We start from the raw sequence: 16,099 nt of genomic DNA, 5'->3' as shown, positions 1-16,099 counted from the left end.
ACCACATCACCGCCCGGATGTCAACACTTTTTTGCTTCTTTTTTCAAGTTTTTTCGCGCTGACTGAAATCGGCTTCATCTCCTTGTATTTTTCAGGCAGAGACTCTTTGTCTGTTATAATGTATTATATAAAGGGCCAAAGTATAGACGACGGCCTTTATTACGCCAAGGAAAGCCCCCGCTTCCCTTGCACAAATTGTCAAGAGGTTCCGTCTCAAATTTTGTTCCGGAAATTCTCCGTTATTTTTGGCGAAAGCTACAAAACACAAAATGTAGTGGTTCTTCCATTGACATATCACTAAATAGTGATATGATAGTATCAATGAATCACGAGACTTGCGGGTGCCTCTTGCACAAGGAGACACCCGTTCACACTGTATATGCGACACAGGAGGAGCGCTATGAAGATCATCAAACGCAACGGTGCTGAAGTACCTTTCGATATTACCAAGATCATCACCGCTGTCACCAAAGCCAGCGATTCGGTGGGCGGCAAGGCCCGTCTCTCCCGGGAGCAGATCACTGACATCGCCGCAGCCGTGACCGATCAGTGTCAGGCACTCAACCGCGCCATCAGCGTGGAAGAGATACAGGATATGGTGGAGAACCAGCTCATGGACATCAAGGCCCATGACATCGCCCGCCACTATATCACCTACCGCTATATCCAGAGCCTCAAGCGCCAGACCAACACCACCGACGAGCGCATCCTGAGCCTTATCGAGTGCCAGAACGAGGAAGTCAAGCAGGAGAATGCCAACAAGAACCCCACCGTCAACAGCGTCCAGCGCGACTACATGGCCGGTGAGATCTCCAAAGACCTGACTGCCCGCCTGCTGCTGGACCCCGAGATCGTCAAGGCTCATCAGGAGGGTCTCATCCACTTCCACGACTCCGACTACTTTGCCCAGCATATGCACAACTGCGACCTCATCAATCTGGACGATATGCTCCAGAACGGCACGGTCATCTCGGGCACCTATATCGAGAAGCCCCACAGCTTCTCCACCGCCTGCAACATCGCCACCCAGATCATCGCGCAGGTGGCCTCCAACCAGTACGGTGGCCAGAGCATCAGCCTGACCCACCTTGCCCCCTTCGTGGACGTCTCCCGCAAGAAGATCGCCGCTGAGGTCGAGGCTGAGATGGAGGGTCTGGATGTTTCTGCCGAGCGCAAGCGCGAGATCGTGGAGCGCCGCCTGCGCAATGAGATCAACCGCGGCGTCCAGACCATCCAGTATCAGGTCGTCACCCTTATGACCACCAACGGTCAGGCTCCCTTCATCACCGTCTTCATGTATCTAGGTGAGGCCCGCAACGCGCAGGAGAAGGCCGACCTTGCCATCATCATCGAGGAGACCATCCGCCAGCGCTATCAGGGCGTGAAGAATGAGGCCGGTGTCTGGATCACCCCCGCCTTCCCCAAGCTCATCTATGTGCTGGAGGAGGACAACATCCACCCCGGCGACCCCTACTACTATCTGACCGAGCTGGCTGCCAAGTGCACCGCCAAGCGGATGGTGCCCGACTATATCTCCGAGAAGAAGATGCTCGAGCTGAAGGTAGACAAGAACGGCGAGGGCCACTGCTACACCTGCATGGGTTGCCGCAGCTTCCTCACCCCTTATGTGGACCCCGAGACCGGCAAGCCCAAGTATTACGGCCGCTTCAATCAGGGCGTCGTGACCATCAATCTGGTGGATGTGGCCCTCAGCTCCGGCGGCAACTTCGACAAGTTCTGGAAGATCTTCGACGAGCGTCTGGCGCTCTGCCACCGCGCTCTGCAGGCCCGCCACAAGCGCCTGCTGGGCACCCCCAGCGATGCCGCCCCCATTCTGTGGCAGTATGGCGCACTGGCCCGCCTCAAGAAAGGCGAGAAGATCGACAAGCTCCTTTTTGGCGGCTACTCCACCATCAGCCTCGGCTACGCCGGCCTGTATGAGTGCGTGAAGTATATGACCGGCAAGAGCCACACCGACGCCGGTGCAAAGCCCTTCGCCCTCAGCGTGATGCAGCATATGAACGACAAGTGCAATGAGTGGAAGAAGGCTGAAAACATAGACTATTCCCTCTACGGCACTCCGCTGGAATCCACTACCTACAAATTCGCCAAGTGCCTGCAGAAGCGGTTTGGCATCGTGCCCGGCATCACCGACAAGAACTATATCACCAACAGCTATCACGTCCATGTTTCGGAGACGATCGATGCGTTCACCAAGCTGAAGTTCGAGAGCGAGTTCCAGAAGCTGTCCCCGGGCGGTGCCATCAGCTATGTGGAAGTCCCCAATATGCAGGACAATCTTGAGGCCGTGATGAGCGTGCTGCAATTCATCTACGACAACATCATGTACGCCGAGTTGAATACCAAGTCGGATTACTGCCAGTGCTGCGGCTACGACGGCGAGATCAAGATCGTCGAAGACGACGGCAAGCTGGTGTGGGAGTGCCCCAAGTGCGGCAACCGTGACCAGAACAAGCTGAATGTCGCCCGCCGCACCTGCGGCTATATCGGCACCCAGTTCTGGAATCAGGGCCGGACGCAGGAGATCAAGGATCGGGTGTTACACTTGTAATGAACTACGCAACCATTAAATATTATGACATCGCCAACGGGCCGGGGGTTCGCACCAGCGTCTTCGTCTCCGGGTGCCGCCACCACTGCCCCGGCTGCTTCAACGAGGTGGCATGGGACTTCGGTTACGGTGCCCCCTTCGACAAGCCCGTCCGCAACGAGGTATTCGCCTCCTGCAAGCCAGATTATATCGCGGGCCTCTCCCTGCTGGGCGGCGAACCGATGGAGCCGGAGAACCAGCGGGAGCTGGTGACTTTCGTGCAGAATTTCAAGGCCCTCTACCCGAAGAAGACCGTCTGGTGCTACTCCGGCTACACATGGGAACAGCTGACCGGCAAGGTTCCCTGTCACGCGCGGTGTGAAGTCACCGACGAGCTGCTGCGTCTGCTGGACGTGCTGGTGGATGGCCGCTTCGTGGAGGCTGAGCACGACATCTCCCTCCGTTTCCGGGGCAGCCGGAACCAGCGTCTGCTGGATGTGCCCAAGTCCCTCGCCGCCGGGCAGCCGGTGTGGTGGCAGGACGAAAAGGTCTTCTCCACCCATACGATGGAATGACAAAAAGAGCGCAGACCTTTCCACGAGCCGAGTGGCTCATCGTGGAAGATCCGCGCTCTTTTTCTATCTTTTTGTCGAGGCTTATGATATAATAGTTCTGCCGTCCTTTCCACCTCCAGTTTACTGGAAGGGAGGTGAGCCGAATGAATGGAGTTTTATCTTTCCTAACATCTGTCGCAGCGGGTGTAGTTTCTAACTGCATCAGCAAGTGGCTTGGCAGATTGTTGAACAAGGACTGCAAGCACTAACAAAAAAATCCCCTTGGAGTGGCAGCTCTGAGGGGATTTTCTTTTGGTGAATCCTTATGAATGGAGTCACTTTATCTTTCCTGTCTTTAGTATATGCAAAATCCCGGAAAAGTCAAGCAGAACGCAGAAAATTTACAGTTCCGGCCCTGCTCACCGCGAGTTGACCATCTCCTCGATGACCCGCAGGAAGGCCATGCCATACCGCGCGGCCTTCTTCTCGCCGACTCCGGTGATGTTCAGAAATTCGTCCATGCTCAGAGGCTTGCTCTGGACCATCTCCCGGAGGGTGGCGTCGCTGAACACCATATAAGCCGGGACGTTCTGCTTTGCAGCGAGACGCTTGCGCAGAGCGTAGAGCGCCGCCAGAAGCTTTTCGTCGGCCTCACTGAGGTCGGTGTTGGCGGCAGCGCGGCGGGCAGACAACCGCCGGGAGTTGGCCGCAGCGCGCTGCTTCGCGGCAGCGGCCCGCTCTTCCACCTCCTGCGCATTCTGCTCGGCAAAGAGACAGCAGGAGCAGTTGCCGCACTTCTCGGGTGCAGCCTCCCCGAAGTAGTTCAGCATGAACCGCCGCAGGCACTTTTGGGTGGTGGAGTAGAAGGTCATATACTTGAGCCGTTCCTCCGCCTTGCGGGCAGCTTCGGCCTTGACGTCGGCGGGCAGACCGTTGTCGGCCTCCATCTCCTTGTCGATGAAAAAGCGGATGGTCCGCACGTCCGTACCGGAGTAGAGCAGGATGCAGCGGGACGGCAGACCATCGCGGCCTGCACGGCCCGCCTCCTGATAGTAGCTCTCAAGGTCCTTGGGCATATTGTAGTGGATAACGAACCGGACGTTGGGCTTGTCGATGCCCATGCCGAAGGCATTCGTCGCCACCATGATCTGGACCCGGTCGTAGAGGAAGTCGTCCTGATTCTTCCGCCGCACCTCGGCGTCCAGCTTGGCGTGATACGCCGCCGCCCGGATGCCCCGGCTCTGAAGCAGGCGGGCCGTCTCGTCCACCTGCTTGGTGGTGCTGCAATAGACGATGCCCGCGTTGTCTCCCTCCCGCAGCACGAGGTCCAGCAGCTCCTTCGGTTTCTGGCTAGGCAGGGCGCGGCGGGTCTCGAAGTAGAGGTTGGGCCGGTCAAAACCCGTGGTCACTTCGTAGGGCTGATGGAGGTCGAGGTGGCTGCGGATGTCGTCCCGCACCCGGGCCGTGGCGGTGGCCGTGAACGCGCCCACCACCGGGCGGCTGGGCAGGCTGTCCACGAACGCCTTGATCCGCAGATAGCTGGGGCGGAAGTCCTGTCCCCACTGGCTGATGCAGTGGGCCTCATCCACCGTGACCATGCTGATAAGTTTTTCCTGCGCGAACCGCTGGAAGCCCGGCATCTCCAGCCGCTCCGGGGCGACATAGATGATCTTATACCAGCCCTCCCGGGCGCGGTGGAGCATCAGGGCTTTCTGGTTGTCGGTGAGGCTGTTGTTGAGGAAGGCCGCCGCCACACCGGCCTGCACCAGCGCGCCCACCTGATCCTTCATCAGGCTGACCAGCGGCGACACCACGATGGTGATGCCGGGCAGCAGCAGGGCCGGCACCTGATAGCAGATTGATTTGCCCGCGCCGGTGGGCATCACGGCCAGCACGTCCTGCCCGTCCAGCAGCCGCCGGACGATCTCCTCCTGTCCGGGGCGGAAGCTGTCGTAGCCAAAAACTTTTTTTAAGATAGAATGCGGGTCTGCCATGTGCTCCTCCTGCTTTTTGGTTCCTGTAATTGTACTATTATAGCACAGCCCGGCCCGAAATGGTATCAAAATGCTTTTCTGCTGTCGTTTTTTGAAGGTATTTGCTGGTCTTCCTAGCTTTTTGTGCGCGAAAATGATATAATAAGAGTACATATCTCCATCTCCGGCCATTTTTTGCTCTGCGCAAGGCCGGGCAAGCACGATAAGGAGCTTATTATTATGCAGCAGAAACTCATTACCTTTGCCGTCCCGTGCTACAACTCGGCGGCCTATATGCGCCATTGCATCGAGACCCTGCTCTCCGCCGGGGAGCAGGCCGAGATCATCCTTGTGGACGACGGTTCCGTGAAAGACGAGACCCCAGCCATCTGCGACGAGTACGCCGCCAAGTACCCCACCATCGTCAAAGCCATCCATCAGGAGAACGGTGGCCATGGTGAGGGCGTCAATCAGGGTATCCGCAACGCCACCGGCCTCTACTACAAGGTCGTGGACAGCGACGACTGGCTGGACACCGACGCCCTCAAGAAGGTGCTCTCCCGCCTGCACACCCTCGTGACCCGCGGCACCGCCCCCGACCTCATGATCTGCAACTACGTCTATGAGCACACCGAGGACGGCACCAGCCATACCGTGCGGTACACCAACGTCTTCCCGCAGGAGCGGCTCTTCACATGGATGCACGTGGGCCACTTCCGCCCCGACCAGAACCTGCTGATGCACTCGGTCCTGTACCGCACCGAGGTGCTGCGCCAGTGCGGCATGGTGCTGCCCAAGCACACCTTCTATGTGGACAACATCTTCGTCTACCAGCCCCTGCCCTTTGTCAAGACCATGTATTATATGGACCTCGACCTCTACCGCTATTTCATCGGCCGCGCCGACCAGAGCGTCAATGAGAGCATCATGGTCAAGCGCGTGGACCAGCAGCTCCGCGTCACCCGGCACATGATCGACTGTCAGGACCTCGACGCCCTCAAGGGCGAAAAGAAGCTTCGGGCCTATATGCTCCACTATCTCTCGATGATGATGGCGGTCAGCGACATCTTCCTGCTGCTGGACGGCAGCGCCGAGGCCAAGGAGAAGCAGAAGGGCCTGTGGCAGTACCTGCGCGAGCACACCAGCACCGCAGTCTACCGCTCCATCCGCTTCGGTTTCGGCGGCGTGACCAACCTGCCCTTCCCCAAGGGCGACGACATCGTGCTGGGCGGCTACCGCATCGCACGGAAGATCTTTAAGTTCAACTAAATTCACAATTGTTGCATATAACAGGGCCGCTGCGCAGGCAGCGGCCTTGTTTTTCGCCTTTTTCGGTCATTTGTTAAGGATTCTTCAATCATTCCGCCTGAAAAGATGTTGTTTTTTAAGTGATGAGATAGTATAATCCTTTATTGTGCTATGTTTTCAGGGGTTTGGGCAAGCAGCCCGGAAACACGCCTGACTGAGAAAAAGGAGGAAAGGGCGGCGGCCTCGGTGCGTCCGCTGCCCGCAATATCCGTATGGAACAGCTTCTCATCTGCCTTTCCACGGCGCTCATCGCAGGTCTGCTGATGTCGCGTCTGGCAAAGGCAGTCCATTTGCCAGCGGTCACGTCCTACCTGCTGGCGGGCCTGCTGCTCGGCCCCTTCTTTCTGGGACGGCTGGGCCTGAGCGGGTTCGGCATCGGCTTCGGCACGCTGGAACAGGTGGACAGCCTTTCCCTCATCACACAGGTGGCGCTGGGCATGGCTGCCGAGGCCGCCGAGCTTTCCGACGGCCACATGGTGCGCAACGTGGTGCTCTTCTCGGTGCTGGTGTATGAGCTGGTAGGCCCCACCCTCACCAAGCTGGCGCTGACCGCCGCCGGGGAGATCATCCCCGAGGGCCGTACCAGCGCCCGCACCGCCAACAAGCCCGAAGTTCCGGTGTCCCTCGACTGAGTTTTCCGCGTACTATAAAAAGGCACTCCGAAGCGCTTCGGAGTGCCTTTTCGTTTGTGCTTTACTTCAGGATGACTTCGCCGTTCTCGGCGTCCACGGTCAGGCTCCCGCCTGCCTTCAGAGTGCCGTCGATGATGCGCTCGGCGGCAGGGTCTTCCACCGCCTTGCGGATGACGCGGCGGAGGTCGCGGGCACCGAACTTGCCGCCCTGACTCTTGGCCACGAGGGCGGACAGCGCTGCCGGGGTGTAGCGGTAGGCGATGCCCTTCGATTTCATGCTGGGCTTGTACTCGTCCAGCATGAGGGCCGCGATGCCCTCCAGCGTCTGCTGGCTCAGGGGCTTGAAGGCGATGACCTCATCCACGCGGCCAAGGAACTCGGGCCGCAGGAACTGGCTCAGGGCCTTGCGGGTCTTTTCCTCGCTCAGCTGCTCCTCGCTCTTGTTGAAGCCGAGTCCGGAGGTGCTCTTGTCGCCGCTTCCGGCGTTGGAGGTCATGCAGATGACCGTGTTGGAGAAATCCACCGTCCGGCCCTGTGCATCGTTGATCTTGCCCTCGTCCAGAATTTGGAGCAGGATGTTCATGACGTCGGGGTGGGCCTTTTCGATCTCATCGAAGAGGACGACGCTGTAGGGGCGGCGGCGCACCTTTTCGGTGAGCTGACCGGCCTCCTCGTAGCCCACATAGCCCGGAGGCGAGCCGATCATGCGGGACACCGCATACTTCTCCATATACTCGCTCATATCGAGGCGGATGAGGGGGTCAGGGCCGTCAAAGAGCTGGTTTGCCAGCTGCTTGACCAGCTCGGTCTTGCCGACGCCGGTGGGGCCGACGAAGATGAAGCTGGCCGGGCGGCGGCGTCCCGACAGGTCGGCACGGCTCCGCTTGACGGCCTGTGCCACGAGATGGACGGCCTCGTCCTGACCGATGATCTTCTTTTTCAGCTCCGCTTCCAGCCCGGCCAGCTTTGCGAACTCCGTCTCCTGAATTTTTACTGCCGGAATGCCCGTCCACAGCTCGATGACCCTGGCCACATCATCCATCGTGACCCTGATCTCGCTGGCTGCGGCCTGCTTTGCGGGCAGCTCAGCTTCCAGCTTTGCGATGCGGGTCTTCCGCTGGGCCACCTGCTCATAGTCGATGGCCTCGTTGACGTCGGCAGACTCCATCTCCGCCTCCTCCTGCTTCAGGCCGTCCAGCTCCTTCTGCATCTCGAGGTATTCCGAGATGACCGGGTGGGCAAGGTTGCAGCAGGCGCAGGCCTCGTCCAGCAGGTCGATGGCCTTATCGGGGAGGTAGCGGTCGGTGATGTACCGCTCACTGAGGGTGACGATGGCCGAGAGGACATCCGCCTCCACCTGCACATGGTGGTGCTCCTCGTAATACTTCTTGATGCCATTCATGACGGCCAGCGTATCGGCCACGCTGGGTTCCTCCACCCGGACGGGCTGGAAGCGGCGCTCAAGGGCCTGATCCTTCTCGATATACTTGCGGTACTCGTTGAAGGTGGTGGCACCGATGACCTGAATTTCGCCTCTGGACAGGGCAGGCTTGAGGATGTTGCCCGCGTTCATCGCGCCCTCGCTCTCACCCGCCGAGGTGATGGTATGAATTTCATCAATAAAGAGGATGATGTTGCCTGCGGCCTTGACCTCACTGAGCAGGCCCTTGACCCGCTGTTCGAACTGGCCCCGGAACTGGGTGCCGGCCACGAGGCTGGTCAGATCGAGCAGGAAAATTTCCTTGTCCTTCAGGCCCACGGGGACGTCGCCCTTGGCGATCCGCTCCGCGATGCCCTCAGCGATGGCCGTCTTGCCGACGCCCGCCTCGCCGATGAGGCAGGGGTTGTTCTTCTGGCGGCGGCTCAGAATTTGAATCGTGCGGTAAATTTCGCGGTCGCGGCCCACGATGTCGTCCAGCCTGCCCTCCCGGGCCTTGCGGGTCAGATTCTCACAATAGGTATCGAGGAATTTGCGGCGGGGCGGCTTCTTGCCGTTTTTCTGGGCCTTTTTGCCGTTTCCGGCTTCGCCCTCCGCCTTGACGCCCAGCGGGAAGGTCGCGCTGGAGCCGGGCACGAGGTCGTCATCTCCCTCGCTCTCCCCGCCCTCCATCGGCTGGCCCATATTCATCATGAGGGAGAGGGGGTTCGCGTCTCCCATCTCGTCCATCATGCTCTCCATCCGATTTTCCATGTTGTCCATGTCCTCGTCGGACATCCCGAACTGCTTCATCAGGTCCTCGACGGGCTTGATGTGCAGTTCACGGGCACAGTGCAGGCAAAAGCCTTCATTTTTCATCTGGCCGTTCTCCATCCGCTGGACGAAGATGATGGCCGGACGTTTCTGACAGCGACTGCAGACCATATAGGTTCCTCCTAAGCTCCCCTTTACAGGAAGGGGTTGAACAGATTGAATGCTTTATAGTAAAGGCTGCTGCTCATGACCGTGTCGTTCAGGACGGTCAGATTGCCGCCCGTGATGACGATGATGGCCCACACCACGCACAGCACAAGGTAGATGTCCATCGTGCTGGCGATGCAGCCGGTGAGCCAGCCCAGCCAGCGGTTGACGGTGCCGATGACCGGCAGCCGGTTGACGAGGCCCAGCACGGTGACCAGCATACTCACCAGCATCCGCAGCAGGGCAAAGGTCACGAAAAAGAGCACCACCGAGATGACCGGCGTCAGCAGCGGGGCCAGCACCTTCTGGACGATGACGTCCGCCAGCACCACGGCGTTGTCGCTGAGCACGGCTGAGATGGAGCGCTCGCAGGCCTCCACGATGGAGGCGCGGAAGCTCTCGGGCAGAAAGCCCGCGTACTTGTCCGCGATGCCGGTCAGGTCAACGACCCCTCCGGCAGAGATGCTCTCGGCGATCTGGGTGCGGAAGCTCCCGGCCAGAAAACGCTGGAACACCTCGACGGCAGCCCAGCCCGAAAAGACCCGGGCACCCACGAGGCTGAAGACGTTCCCACCCAGCTGGACGCTGGCCGCGAGGAAGCCCTTGCGGGCGTAGCGCACGGCCAGCAGCAGCCAGACCACGGTACATACTATATCAAAAAGAAATGACGGATTCTTGAACATACCTTATTTTCCTTATTCTATCATGGATTGCCCGAGGCACTGGTCTCCGCCTCGGGAGGAGTCAGCACCTGCACGGTGTTGCCGCAGAAGACCAGCAGCTGCTTCCGGTCGGCCAGCAGGCCCTGCGGCCGGGCGGAAAGGCTCTGCTGCCACTGGGAGGTGCCGTCGGTGGAGAGACACTCCACGCCGCTGTCGGTAAGCAGATAGAAGCTCTGCCCGGCCCGGACGATGCGGTTGGCCGCCTGCACCTGCGCTGTGCCCTCCACGTTCAGCTCACGGTCCAGCATCACCGCCTGACAGAGCTGGCCGGAGGCCAGCAGCAGGGCGGCATTGCCCGAGGCATCCACCGAGATGTCCCGGAGGGTCTGGCCGGTGAAGTCGTAGGCAGCTTTTTCGCCGCCCGATGCGTTGTAGAGGACGGCGCGGCTGTCGCAGAGGGCCAGTACACTCTGGGCGCTGGGCCAGCTCAGCCACTGGGCCGCGCCGCTGCCGCTGCCCACAAGGACAGGGTCGCCCTGCGCCAGCGTGACGATGTAGAAATTCGTCACCATCTGCCCGCCGCTGACCGTCACCGCTGCCACCGCCAGCCGCCGCCCATCCGGCGAAAAGGCCATCCGCAGCGGCGTGCCGTCGGTGGTGGTGAGGCTCCAGCTCAGCTGCTCCTCCATCGAGGAGGAGTAGATCCGCAGTCTGGCGGCGCTGCCGGGGTCTTCGGTGACGACGGCCAGCGTGCCGTTGTCGGCCATCGCGCAGAGGGTGATGCTGTTCTCCATCGTCTTGGTGTAGAGGTTCTGGGTGCGGCTCTCCACCCGCAGCTCATTGCCCGAGCGGTTGTAGAGCACGAAGCGGTTCTTGCCCGCCGCCAGCGCTGGCCGGGCGTAGCCGCTCTGGATGGCGTTGAGGCGGGTGCCGGTGCGGGACCAGACCACGCACCCCTCTTCGCCCAGCTCCACAAAGCTTCCGTTCAGGGCGGCAAGCTGCTCCACCTCCATGACGCCGGTCTGCTGAGGCCAGCCCGTCCCCGGAAAGAGCAGGATGCGGGCCGTGTCGGCCCAGTCCTTGGCCATTGCCACCGAGCTGCCCACAAAGCCGGTGGCGAACAGAACCACCAGCGTCAGCGCCGCGACGATGAGCGCGGTGCGCCGGATGCGCCGGTTCCGCACCCGGGTGCGGGCCTGCTCGAGGTACTCGACCCGGCCCTCCGAAAGCGGCTCGTCCGACGCGGGCCGGAAGCCTCGATGCTTCTTTCTCATACGTTCCTGTCCCCTTCCTGCAACGACAGTGCTCCCAAAGGGGGCATTCCCCCTCCGGGAGCACCGGTCATGTTTGTGTTAATCGTAGTCCACGCTCTTGAGGAAAAGCCCCTTTGCCGCCAGCGTCGGGCCGGCGTTTTTCCGGTCGCAGCTGGCGAGGATGCCCGGCACCGCCTCGGGCTCAAGACGGCCTGCGCCCGCCTCGCAGAGGGTGCCCGCGAGGATGCGCACCATGTTGTAGAGGTAGCCGTCTGCCGTCACCGTGATGTCGATGTCGTCGCCCCGGCGCTCGACCTCACAGGCCGTGATGGTGCGCACGGTGTCGCTGTGGGCGGCTGCCGAGCTGCCCGAAGCGCAGAGGGCAAGGAAATCGTGCGTCCCCACAAAATACTGTGCCGCCTGCTGCATCCGGTCGGCGTCCAGCCGCCCCGGCACCTTGGTGTAATAGCGGGAGGCGAAGGGCGAGTCGATCGGACTGTTGTGGATGCGGTAGAGGTAGGTCTTTGTGTGGGCCGCATAGCGGGCGTGGAAGTCGTCGGGCACCACCCGCGCCTCCAACACCCGGATGTCCGGGGGAAGATGCTGATTGAGGGCCAGCGGCAGCTTTGCCGCCGGGATGCGGGTGTCGGCGTGGAAGTTGAGCATGAAGCCCAGCGCGTGGACGCCTGCGTCGGTGCGGCTGCAGCCCTTGATGTCGGGGCGGCTGCCCAGCACCGCCTCCAAGGCGTCCTGAAACGCAGCGGCCACGCTCCGCCCGTTGGGCTGCACCTGAAACCCGCAGTAGTTGGTGCCGTCGTAGGCTAAAGTAAGAAGATAGTTCATCTACGAAATTACAACTTTCCCGTTCGTATCATTCAAAATCGGAGAAACGAGAAAAAAGCTTTTAGCGGAGCGGCTTAGCTTTTTTCCGTTTCGACTTCCTCTTTGGGGTCTGAAAGGGGCGAGCAGCCCCTTTCTCGTGGATCCAGCGCGTCGAAATCGCTGGTGGTTTTCTGGTTCTCTTTTGACACCAAAAGAGAACAAATTCCTCGCTCTTTAGAAATTCGGGAACACCAGCCTCGACGCCAGGATCACTGCAAAGCAGACGAGGCAGACCGCGAGGTCGATGTAATCCTGTCTCGTGCAGCGCAGCACCTTGAGGCGGGTGCGGCCGTCGCCGCCGCGGTAGCAGCGGCACTCCATGGCCATGGCCAGCTCGTCGGCGCGGCGGAAAGCCGAGATGAACAGGGGCACCAGCACCGGCACCAGCGCCTTGATGCGCTCCGTCATCTTGCCGTTGTCCAGCTGTGCGCCGCGGGCCTTCTGGGCGTTCATGATCTTATCGGTCTCCTCGATGAGGGTGGGGATGAACCGCAGCGCAATGCTCATCATCATCGCCAGCTCGTGCACCGGGAAGTGGAGCTTTCCGAGGGGCTTCAGCAGCTGCTCGATGGCATCCGTCAGGACGATGGGGCTGGTGGTGTAGGTCAGCAGGCTGGTGCCTGCGATAAGGGCCATGACACGGACGGCCATCAGCACAGCATACCGGATGCCCTCCGCGTAAACGGTCAGAAAACCGAGCTGAAACACCGGGTCGCCCTCGCCTGAAACGAAAAAGAGGTTGAGCACCGCCGTAAAGACGATGATGGGGAAGATGGGCTTCAGGCTCTTGACGATGAGCCGGAAGGGGATCTTTGCCACCGCATACATCACGGCGAGGAAGATCAGCGAAAGCGCAAGGCCCAGCGGGTTCGACGCCGCAAAGAGCAGCACGATATACAGGATGGTCAGCACCAGCTTGAGCCGGGGGTCAAACCGGTGGACAAGGCTGTTGCCCGGGAAGTGCTGGCCGATGGTAATATCTCTCAGCATCCGGCTGCACCCCCTTCCTGCGTATTTTCATTCCGGGGCAGGACGAGAGTCTCTCCCGCATCCCGCCGGGCCTTTGCCGCCAGAATGGTCTTGACGGCGTAGGGGATGGTGTAGACGTCCGCCGGGACATCCACCCCCATCTCCCGCAGCTTGAGGAAGATCTTCGTCACCTGCGGGACGGAGAGGCCCAGTTCCAGCAGCTCTGGCGCACGGGCAAAGACCTTTTCCACCGTATCGTACATGGCGATCTTCTTCCGGCTCATCACAAGCACCTTGTCGGCGTACTTGGCGATGTCCTCCATGCTGTGGGAGACAAGAAGCACGGTGGTGCCGGTCTTTTTGTGGTAGTCCTTCACTTCCGAGAGGATCTCATCTCTGCCCTCGGGGTCGAGGCCCGCCGCAGGCTCGTCCAGCACGAGGATGCGGGGCTTCATGGCCATGACGCCGGCCACGGCCACACGGCGCTTCTGACCGCCGGACAGCTCGAAGGGGCTGCGCTCCAGAAGCGCTTCATCGAGGCCGACGAACCGGGCCGCCTCATGGACGCGCGCGTCGATCTCTGCCTCGTCCAGCCCCATGTTCTTGGGGCCAAAGGCGATGTCCTTGTAGCAGGTCTCCTCGAACAGCTGGTACTCCGGGTACTGGAACACCAGACCCGTCAGGAAGCGGAAATCTCTTATCTTTTCCGGCTCGGCCCAGAGGTCGCGGCCATCAATGATGATCTTACCGCTGGTGGGCTTGTTCAGTCCGTTCATATGGGTGATGAGGGTGCTCTTGCCGGAGCCGGTGGCTCCGATGATACCCACGAAATCGCCCTCTTCCACCTCAAAGCTCACGTCGTCCAGCGCAGTGACCGCATTCGGCATACCGGGATTGTAGACATAGCTCAGGTGTTCTACTTTAATGATGCTTGCCATGCTTCCGCCCCCCTTATTTCAGCAGCTCATACAGAGCCTGTGCACATTCGCCGGTGTCGATGATGCCCTCGGGCAGGGGGATGCCGGCCTTGACCAGCTCATCCCGCAGCTCTGCGGCCTGCGGCACATCGAGGCGGAGGGCGCGGACCTTCTCGGTCTGGCTGAACACCTCTTTCGGCGTGCCCTCCATCACCACTTTGCCCCCGCTCATCACCAGCACACGGTCGGCCTGTGCGGCCTCCTCCATGTAGTGGGTGATGGACACCACGGTAATGCCCATGTCCTTGTTGAGGTGGTGGATGGTCTGCATCACCTGCTCACGGCCCCGGGGGTCGAGCATGGCGGTGGCCTCGTCGAGGATGAGGCAGTCGGGCCGCATGGCAACGACGCCTGCGATGGCCACGCGCTGCTTCTGGCCGCCCGAGAGGTTGTGGGGCGCCCGCTCCCGGAACTCGTAGATGCCCGCCATCTTCATGGCGTCATCGACGCGGCGGCGCATCTCCTCCGGCGGGACGCCGAGGTTTTCCAGCGCAAAGGCCACGTCCTCTTCCACCACCGTCGCCACGATCTGGTTGTCGGGGCTTTGGAACACCATGCCCACGGTCTGGCGGATGTCGTAGAGCTTGTCCTCGTCGGCGGTGTCCATCCCCTCGACGTACACCTTGCCCTCCTCCGGCAGGAGGATGGCATTGAAATGCTTGGCAAGGGTAGACTTGCCGCAGCCGTTCGCGCCCAGCACGGCCACGAACTCGCCCCGCCGGACCTGCATGGAGACGCCGTTGAGCGCGTAGCCCGGCTGCTCCGAGTCATAGCGGAACTTTAAATTTTCTGCTGTCAGTATCGTTTCACTCATTTGTTTTCTCTTTCTGGTGGTGCGCCCCTCCGAAAGGGGCTGTACCCCATACTATAAGGTGGTCAACCTCTCCGTCACGGCTGACGCCGTGCCACCTCTCCTATCGAGGAGAGGCCTTGGCATTCCGGAAAGTTCCGCCTCTTCGCCAGAGGCTCCCCTACTAGGGGAGCTGGCGCGAAGCGCCTGAGAGGTTGTATGGAAGGACAGCCTGACCCAAAGGCCCCTGCCCTTACGGTTTGAAAATTTTATTCCTCCCAGATCGCCGTCGCGCCGCAGGGCACGACGCCGCCGGTGGCGGAGACGGGCAGGCCAATCTCGTCGCAGGAGGTCTGCCCGCCGAAGCGGGGCACCAGCGTCGTCTTGAGCATATATTCCATGACGGCGGGCGACAGACCGGTGGTGTAGCTGTTGACGGCAAAGAAGAGCGGCTGATCGCTCAGGACCTCCTCGCACTGGCTGATGAGGTCGTAGATGCAGTCTTCCAGCTTCCAGATCTCGCCGCCGGGGCCGCGGCCATAGCTGGGCGGGTCCATGATGATGCCGTCGTAGGTGTTGCCCCGCCGCTTCTCGCGGGCGACGAATTTGGCGCAGTCGTCCACCAGCCAGCGGATGGGACGATCTGCAAGGCCGCTGGCGGCGGCGTTGTCCTTGCCCCATGCTACGATGCCCTTGGAGGCGTCCACATGGCAGACGGTGGCCCCGGCAGCCGCACAGGCCAGCGTAGCACCGCCGGTGTAGCCGAAGAGGTTCAGCACCTTGATGGGGCGGCCTGCGGCGCGGATCTTCTTTGCGTACCACGCCCAGTTGACGGCCTGTTCGGGGAAGACGCCGGTGTGCTTGAAGCCGGTGGGGCTGACGATGAGGGTCAGCTTATCCTCCCCTTCGCCGCAGCTGATCTTCCACTTCTCGGGCAGACGGCGGCGGTACTCCCACTCACCACCGCCCTGATTGGAGCGGTGGTAGACGGCGTCTGCCTTGGCCCAGAGAGGGCTTTGCTGGGGCGTCTTCCACACCACCTGCGGGTCAGGCCGGACCAGCAGCGTCTCACCCCAGCGTTCCAGCCGGTTGCCGTCGGTGGCATCCAGCAGCTCGTAGTCTTTCCATGTATCTGCAGGGCGCATATGCG

At 60.9% G+C, this 16,099-nt stretch carries 14 protein-coding genes; 5 read left to right on the top strand and 9 right to left on the bottom strand.

Features of this window, described 5'->3' with window-relative positions; translation table 11 throughout:
* The 3 genes from ACT8X9_RS04905 to nrdG all read left to right on the top strand — a co-directional run.
* The coding region (locus ACT8X9_RS04905; RefSeq protein WP_444268303.1) for a hypothetical protein at positions 1-301 on the top strand (301 nt) is incomplete at its 5' end.
* A 99-nt stretch (positions 302-400) separates the two neighbouring features.
* Entirely contained in the window at positions 401-2,572 is a 2,172-nt protein-coding gene (gene nrdD, locus ACT8X9_RS04900) for an anaerobic ribonucleoside-triphosphate reductase (protein WP_444268302.1), read from the top strand.
* Positions 2,572-3,126 carry an anaerobic ribonucleoside-triphosphate reductase activating protein gene (nrdG, locus tag ACT8X9_RS04895; RefSeq protein ID WP_444268301.1) on the top strand — a complete coding sequence of 185 codons (555 nt, stop codon included), beginning with the start codon at positions 2,572-2,574 and terminating at the stop codon, positions 3,124-3,126. Before nrdD ends, nrdG begins: the two co-directional genes overlap by 1 nt.
* A gap of 398 nt (positions 3,127-3,524) precedes the next feature.
* Here nrdG and ACT8X9_RS04890 read toward each other — a convergent pair whose 3' ends face one another.
* Entirely contained in the window at positions 3,525-5,099 is a 1,575-nt protein-coding gene (locus ACT8X9_RS04890) for a RecQ family ATP-dependent DNA helicase (protein ID WP_444268300.1), read from the bottom strand.
* Between the two features lie 219 nt (positions 5,100-5,318).
* On the opposite strand from ACT8X9_RS04890, the gene ACT8X9_RS04885 reads away from it, so the two are divergent.
* Entirely contained in the window at positions 5,319-6,347 is a 1,029-nt protein-coding gene (locus ACT8X9_RS04885) for a glycosyltransferase family 2 protein (protein WP_444268299.1), read from the top strand.
* Between the two features lie 251 nt (positions 6,348-6,598).
* A complete protein-coding gene (locus ACT8X9_RS04880) occupies positions 6,599-7,018 on the top strand; it encodes a hypothetical protein (RefSeq protein WP_444268298.1) in 420 nt (139 codons plus the stop codon).
* Positions 7,019-7,079: 61 nt separating this feature from the next.
* Here ACT8X9_RS04880 and ACT8X9_RS04875 read toward each other — a convergent pair whose 3' ends face one another.
* From ACT8X9_RS04875 to ACT8X9_RS04840, 8 genes are all read right to left on the bottom strand, one after another.
* On the bottom strand, positions 7,080-9,380 hold the full coding sequence (locus ACT8X9_RS04875) for an AAA family ATPase (protein ID WP_444268297.1): 2,301 nt from the start codon (positions 9,378-9,380) through the stop codon (positions 7,080-7,082).
* 23 nt (positions 9,381-9,403) lie between these two features.
* Complete coding sequence (locus ACT8X9_RS04870; protein ID WP_249233638.1) at positions 9,404-10,099, bottom strand: hypothetical protein; 696 nt, start codon at positions 10,097-10,099, stop codon at positions 9,404-9,406.
* Between the two features lie 20 nt (positions 10,100-10,119).
* A complete protein-coding gene (locus ACT8X9_RS04865; protein WP_444268296.1) occupies positions 10,120-11,352 on the bottom strand; it encodes a DUF5711 family protein in 1,233 nt (410 codons plus the stop codon).
* A gap of 78 nt (positions 11,353-11,430) precedes the next feature.
* Positions 11,431-12,174 carry a tRNA pseudouridine(38-40) synthase TruA gene (gene truA, locus ACT8X9_RS04860; protein WP_444268295.1) on the bottom strand — a complete coding sequence of 248 codons (744 nt, stop codon included), beginning with the start codon at positions 12,172-12,174 and terminating at the stop codon, positions 11,431-11,433.
* A gap of 213 nt (positions 12,175-12,387) precedes the next feature.
* Complete coding sequence (locus ACT8X9_RS04855) at positions 12,388-13,203, bottom strand: energy-coupling factor transporter transmembrane component T family protein (protein WP_444268294.1); 816 nt, start codon at positions 13,201-13,203, stop codon at positions 12,388-12,390.
* Positions 13,197-14,120: an energy-coupling factor transporter ATPase gene (locus ACT8X9_RS04850; protein ID WP_249233642.1), complete on the bottom strand. Its 924-nt coding sequence runs from the start codon at positions 14,118-14,120 to the stop codon at positions 13,197-13,199. Before ACT8X9_RS04850 ends, ACT8X9_RS04855 begins: the two co-directional genes overlap by 7 nt.
* 13 nt (positions 14,121-14,133) lie before the next feature.
* Entirely contained in the window at positions 14,134-14,973 is an 840-nt protein-coding gene (locus tag ACT8X9_RS04845; protein ID WP_227621419.1) for an energy-coupling factor transporter ATPase, read from the bottom strand.
* Between the two features lie 245 nt (positions 14,974-15,218).
* Complete coding sequence (locus tag ACT8X9_RS04840; protein WP_249233643.1) at positions 15,219-16,094, bottom strand: class I SAM-dependent methyltransferase; 876 nt, start codon at positions 16,092-16,094, stop codon at positions 15,219-15,221.
* Positions 16,095-16,099: the final 5 nt, after the last annotated feature.

Source organism: Faecalibacterium sp., assembly GCF_052358865.1.
GTDB classification, from domain to species: domain Bacteria; phylum Bacillota; class Clostridia; order Oscillospirales; family Ruminococcaceae; genus Faecalibacterium; species Faecalibacterium butyricigenerans.
The sequence above is the reverse complement of the archived record's forward strand: the minus strand, read 5'-3'. Positions and strand labels throughout refer to the sequence as shown.

Excerpts from the sequence above, each read along its gene's own strand:
- nrdD (WP_444268302.1), top strand. The coding sequence starts at position 401 with ATGAAGATCATCAAACGCAACGGTGCTGAAGTACCTTTCGATATTACC.
- nrdG (WP_444268301.1), top strand. The coding sequence starts at position 2,572 with ATGAACTACGCAACCATTAAATATTATGACATCGCCAACGGGCCGGGG.
- ACT8X9_RS04890 (WP_444268300.1), bottom strand. The coding sequence starts at position 5,099 with ATGGCAGACCCGCATTCTATCTTAAAAAAAGTTTTTGGCTACGACAGC.
- ACT8X9_RS04885 (WP_444268299.1), top strand. The coding sequence starts at position 5,319 with ATGCAGCAGAAACTCATTACCTTTGCCGTCCCGTGCTACAACTCGGCG.
- ACT8X9_RS04880 (WP_444268298.1), top strand. The coding sequence starts at position 6,599 with ATGGAACAGCTTCTCATCTGCCTTTCCACGGCGCTCATCGCAGGTCTG.
- ACT8X9_RS04875 (WP_444268297.1), bottom strand. The coding sequence starts at position 9,380 with ATGGTCTGCAGTCGCTGTCAGAAACGTCCGGCCATCATCTTCGTCCAG.
- ACT8X9_RS04870 (WP_249233638.1), bottom strand. The coding sequence starts at position 10,099 with ATGTTCAAGAATCCGTCATTTCTTTTTGATATAGTATGTACCGTGGTC.
- ACT8X9_RS04865 (WP_444268296.1), bottom strand. The coding sequence starts at position 11,352 with ATGAGAAAGAAGCATCGAGGCTTCCGGCCCGCGTCGGACGAGCCGCTT.
- truA (WP_444268295.1), bottom strand. The coding sequence starts at position 12,174 with ATGAACTATCTTCTTACTTTAGCCTACGACGGCACCAACTACTGCGGG.
- ACT8X9_RS04855 (WP_444268294.1), bottom strand. The coding sequence starts at position 13,203 with ATGCTGAGAGATATTACCATCGGCCAGCACTTCCCGGGCAACAGCCTT.
- ACT8X9_RS04850 (WP_249233642.1), bottom strand. The coding sequence starts at position 14,120 with ATGGCAAGCATCATTAAAGTAGAACACCTGAGCTATGTCTACAATCCC.
- ACT8X9_RS04845 (WP_227621419.1), bottom strand. The coding sequence starts at position 14,973 with ATGAGTGAAACGATACTGACAGCAGAAAATTTAAAGTTCCGCTATGAC.
- ACT8X9_RS04840 (WP_249233643.1), bottom strand. The coding sequence starts at position 16,094 with ATGCGCCCTGCAGATACATGGAAAGACTACGAGCTGCTGGATGCCACC.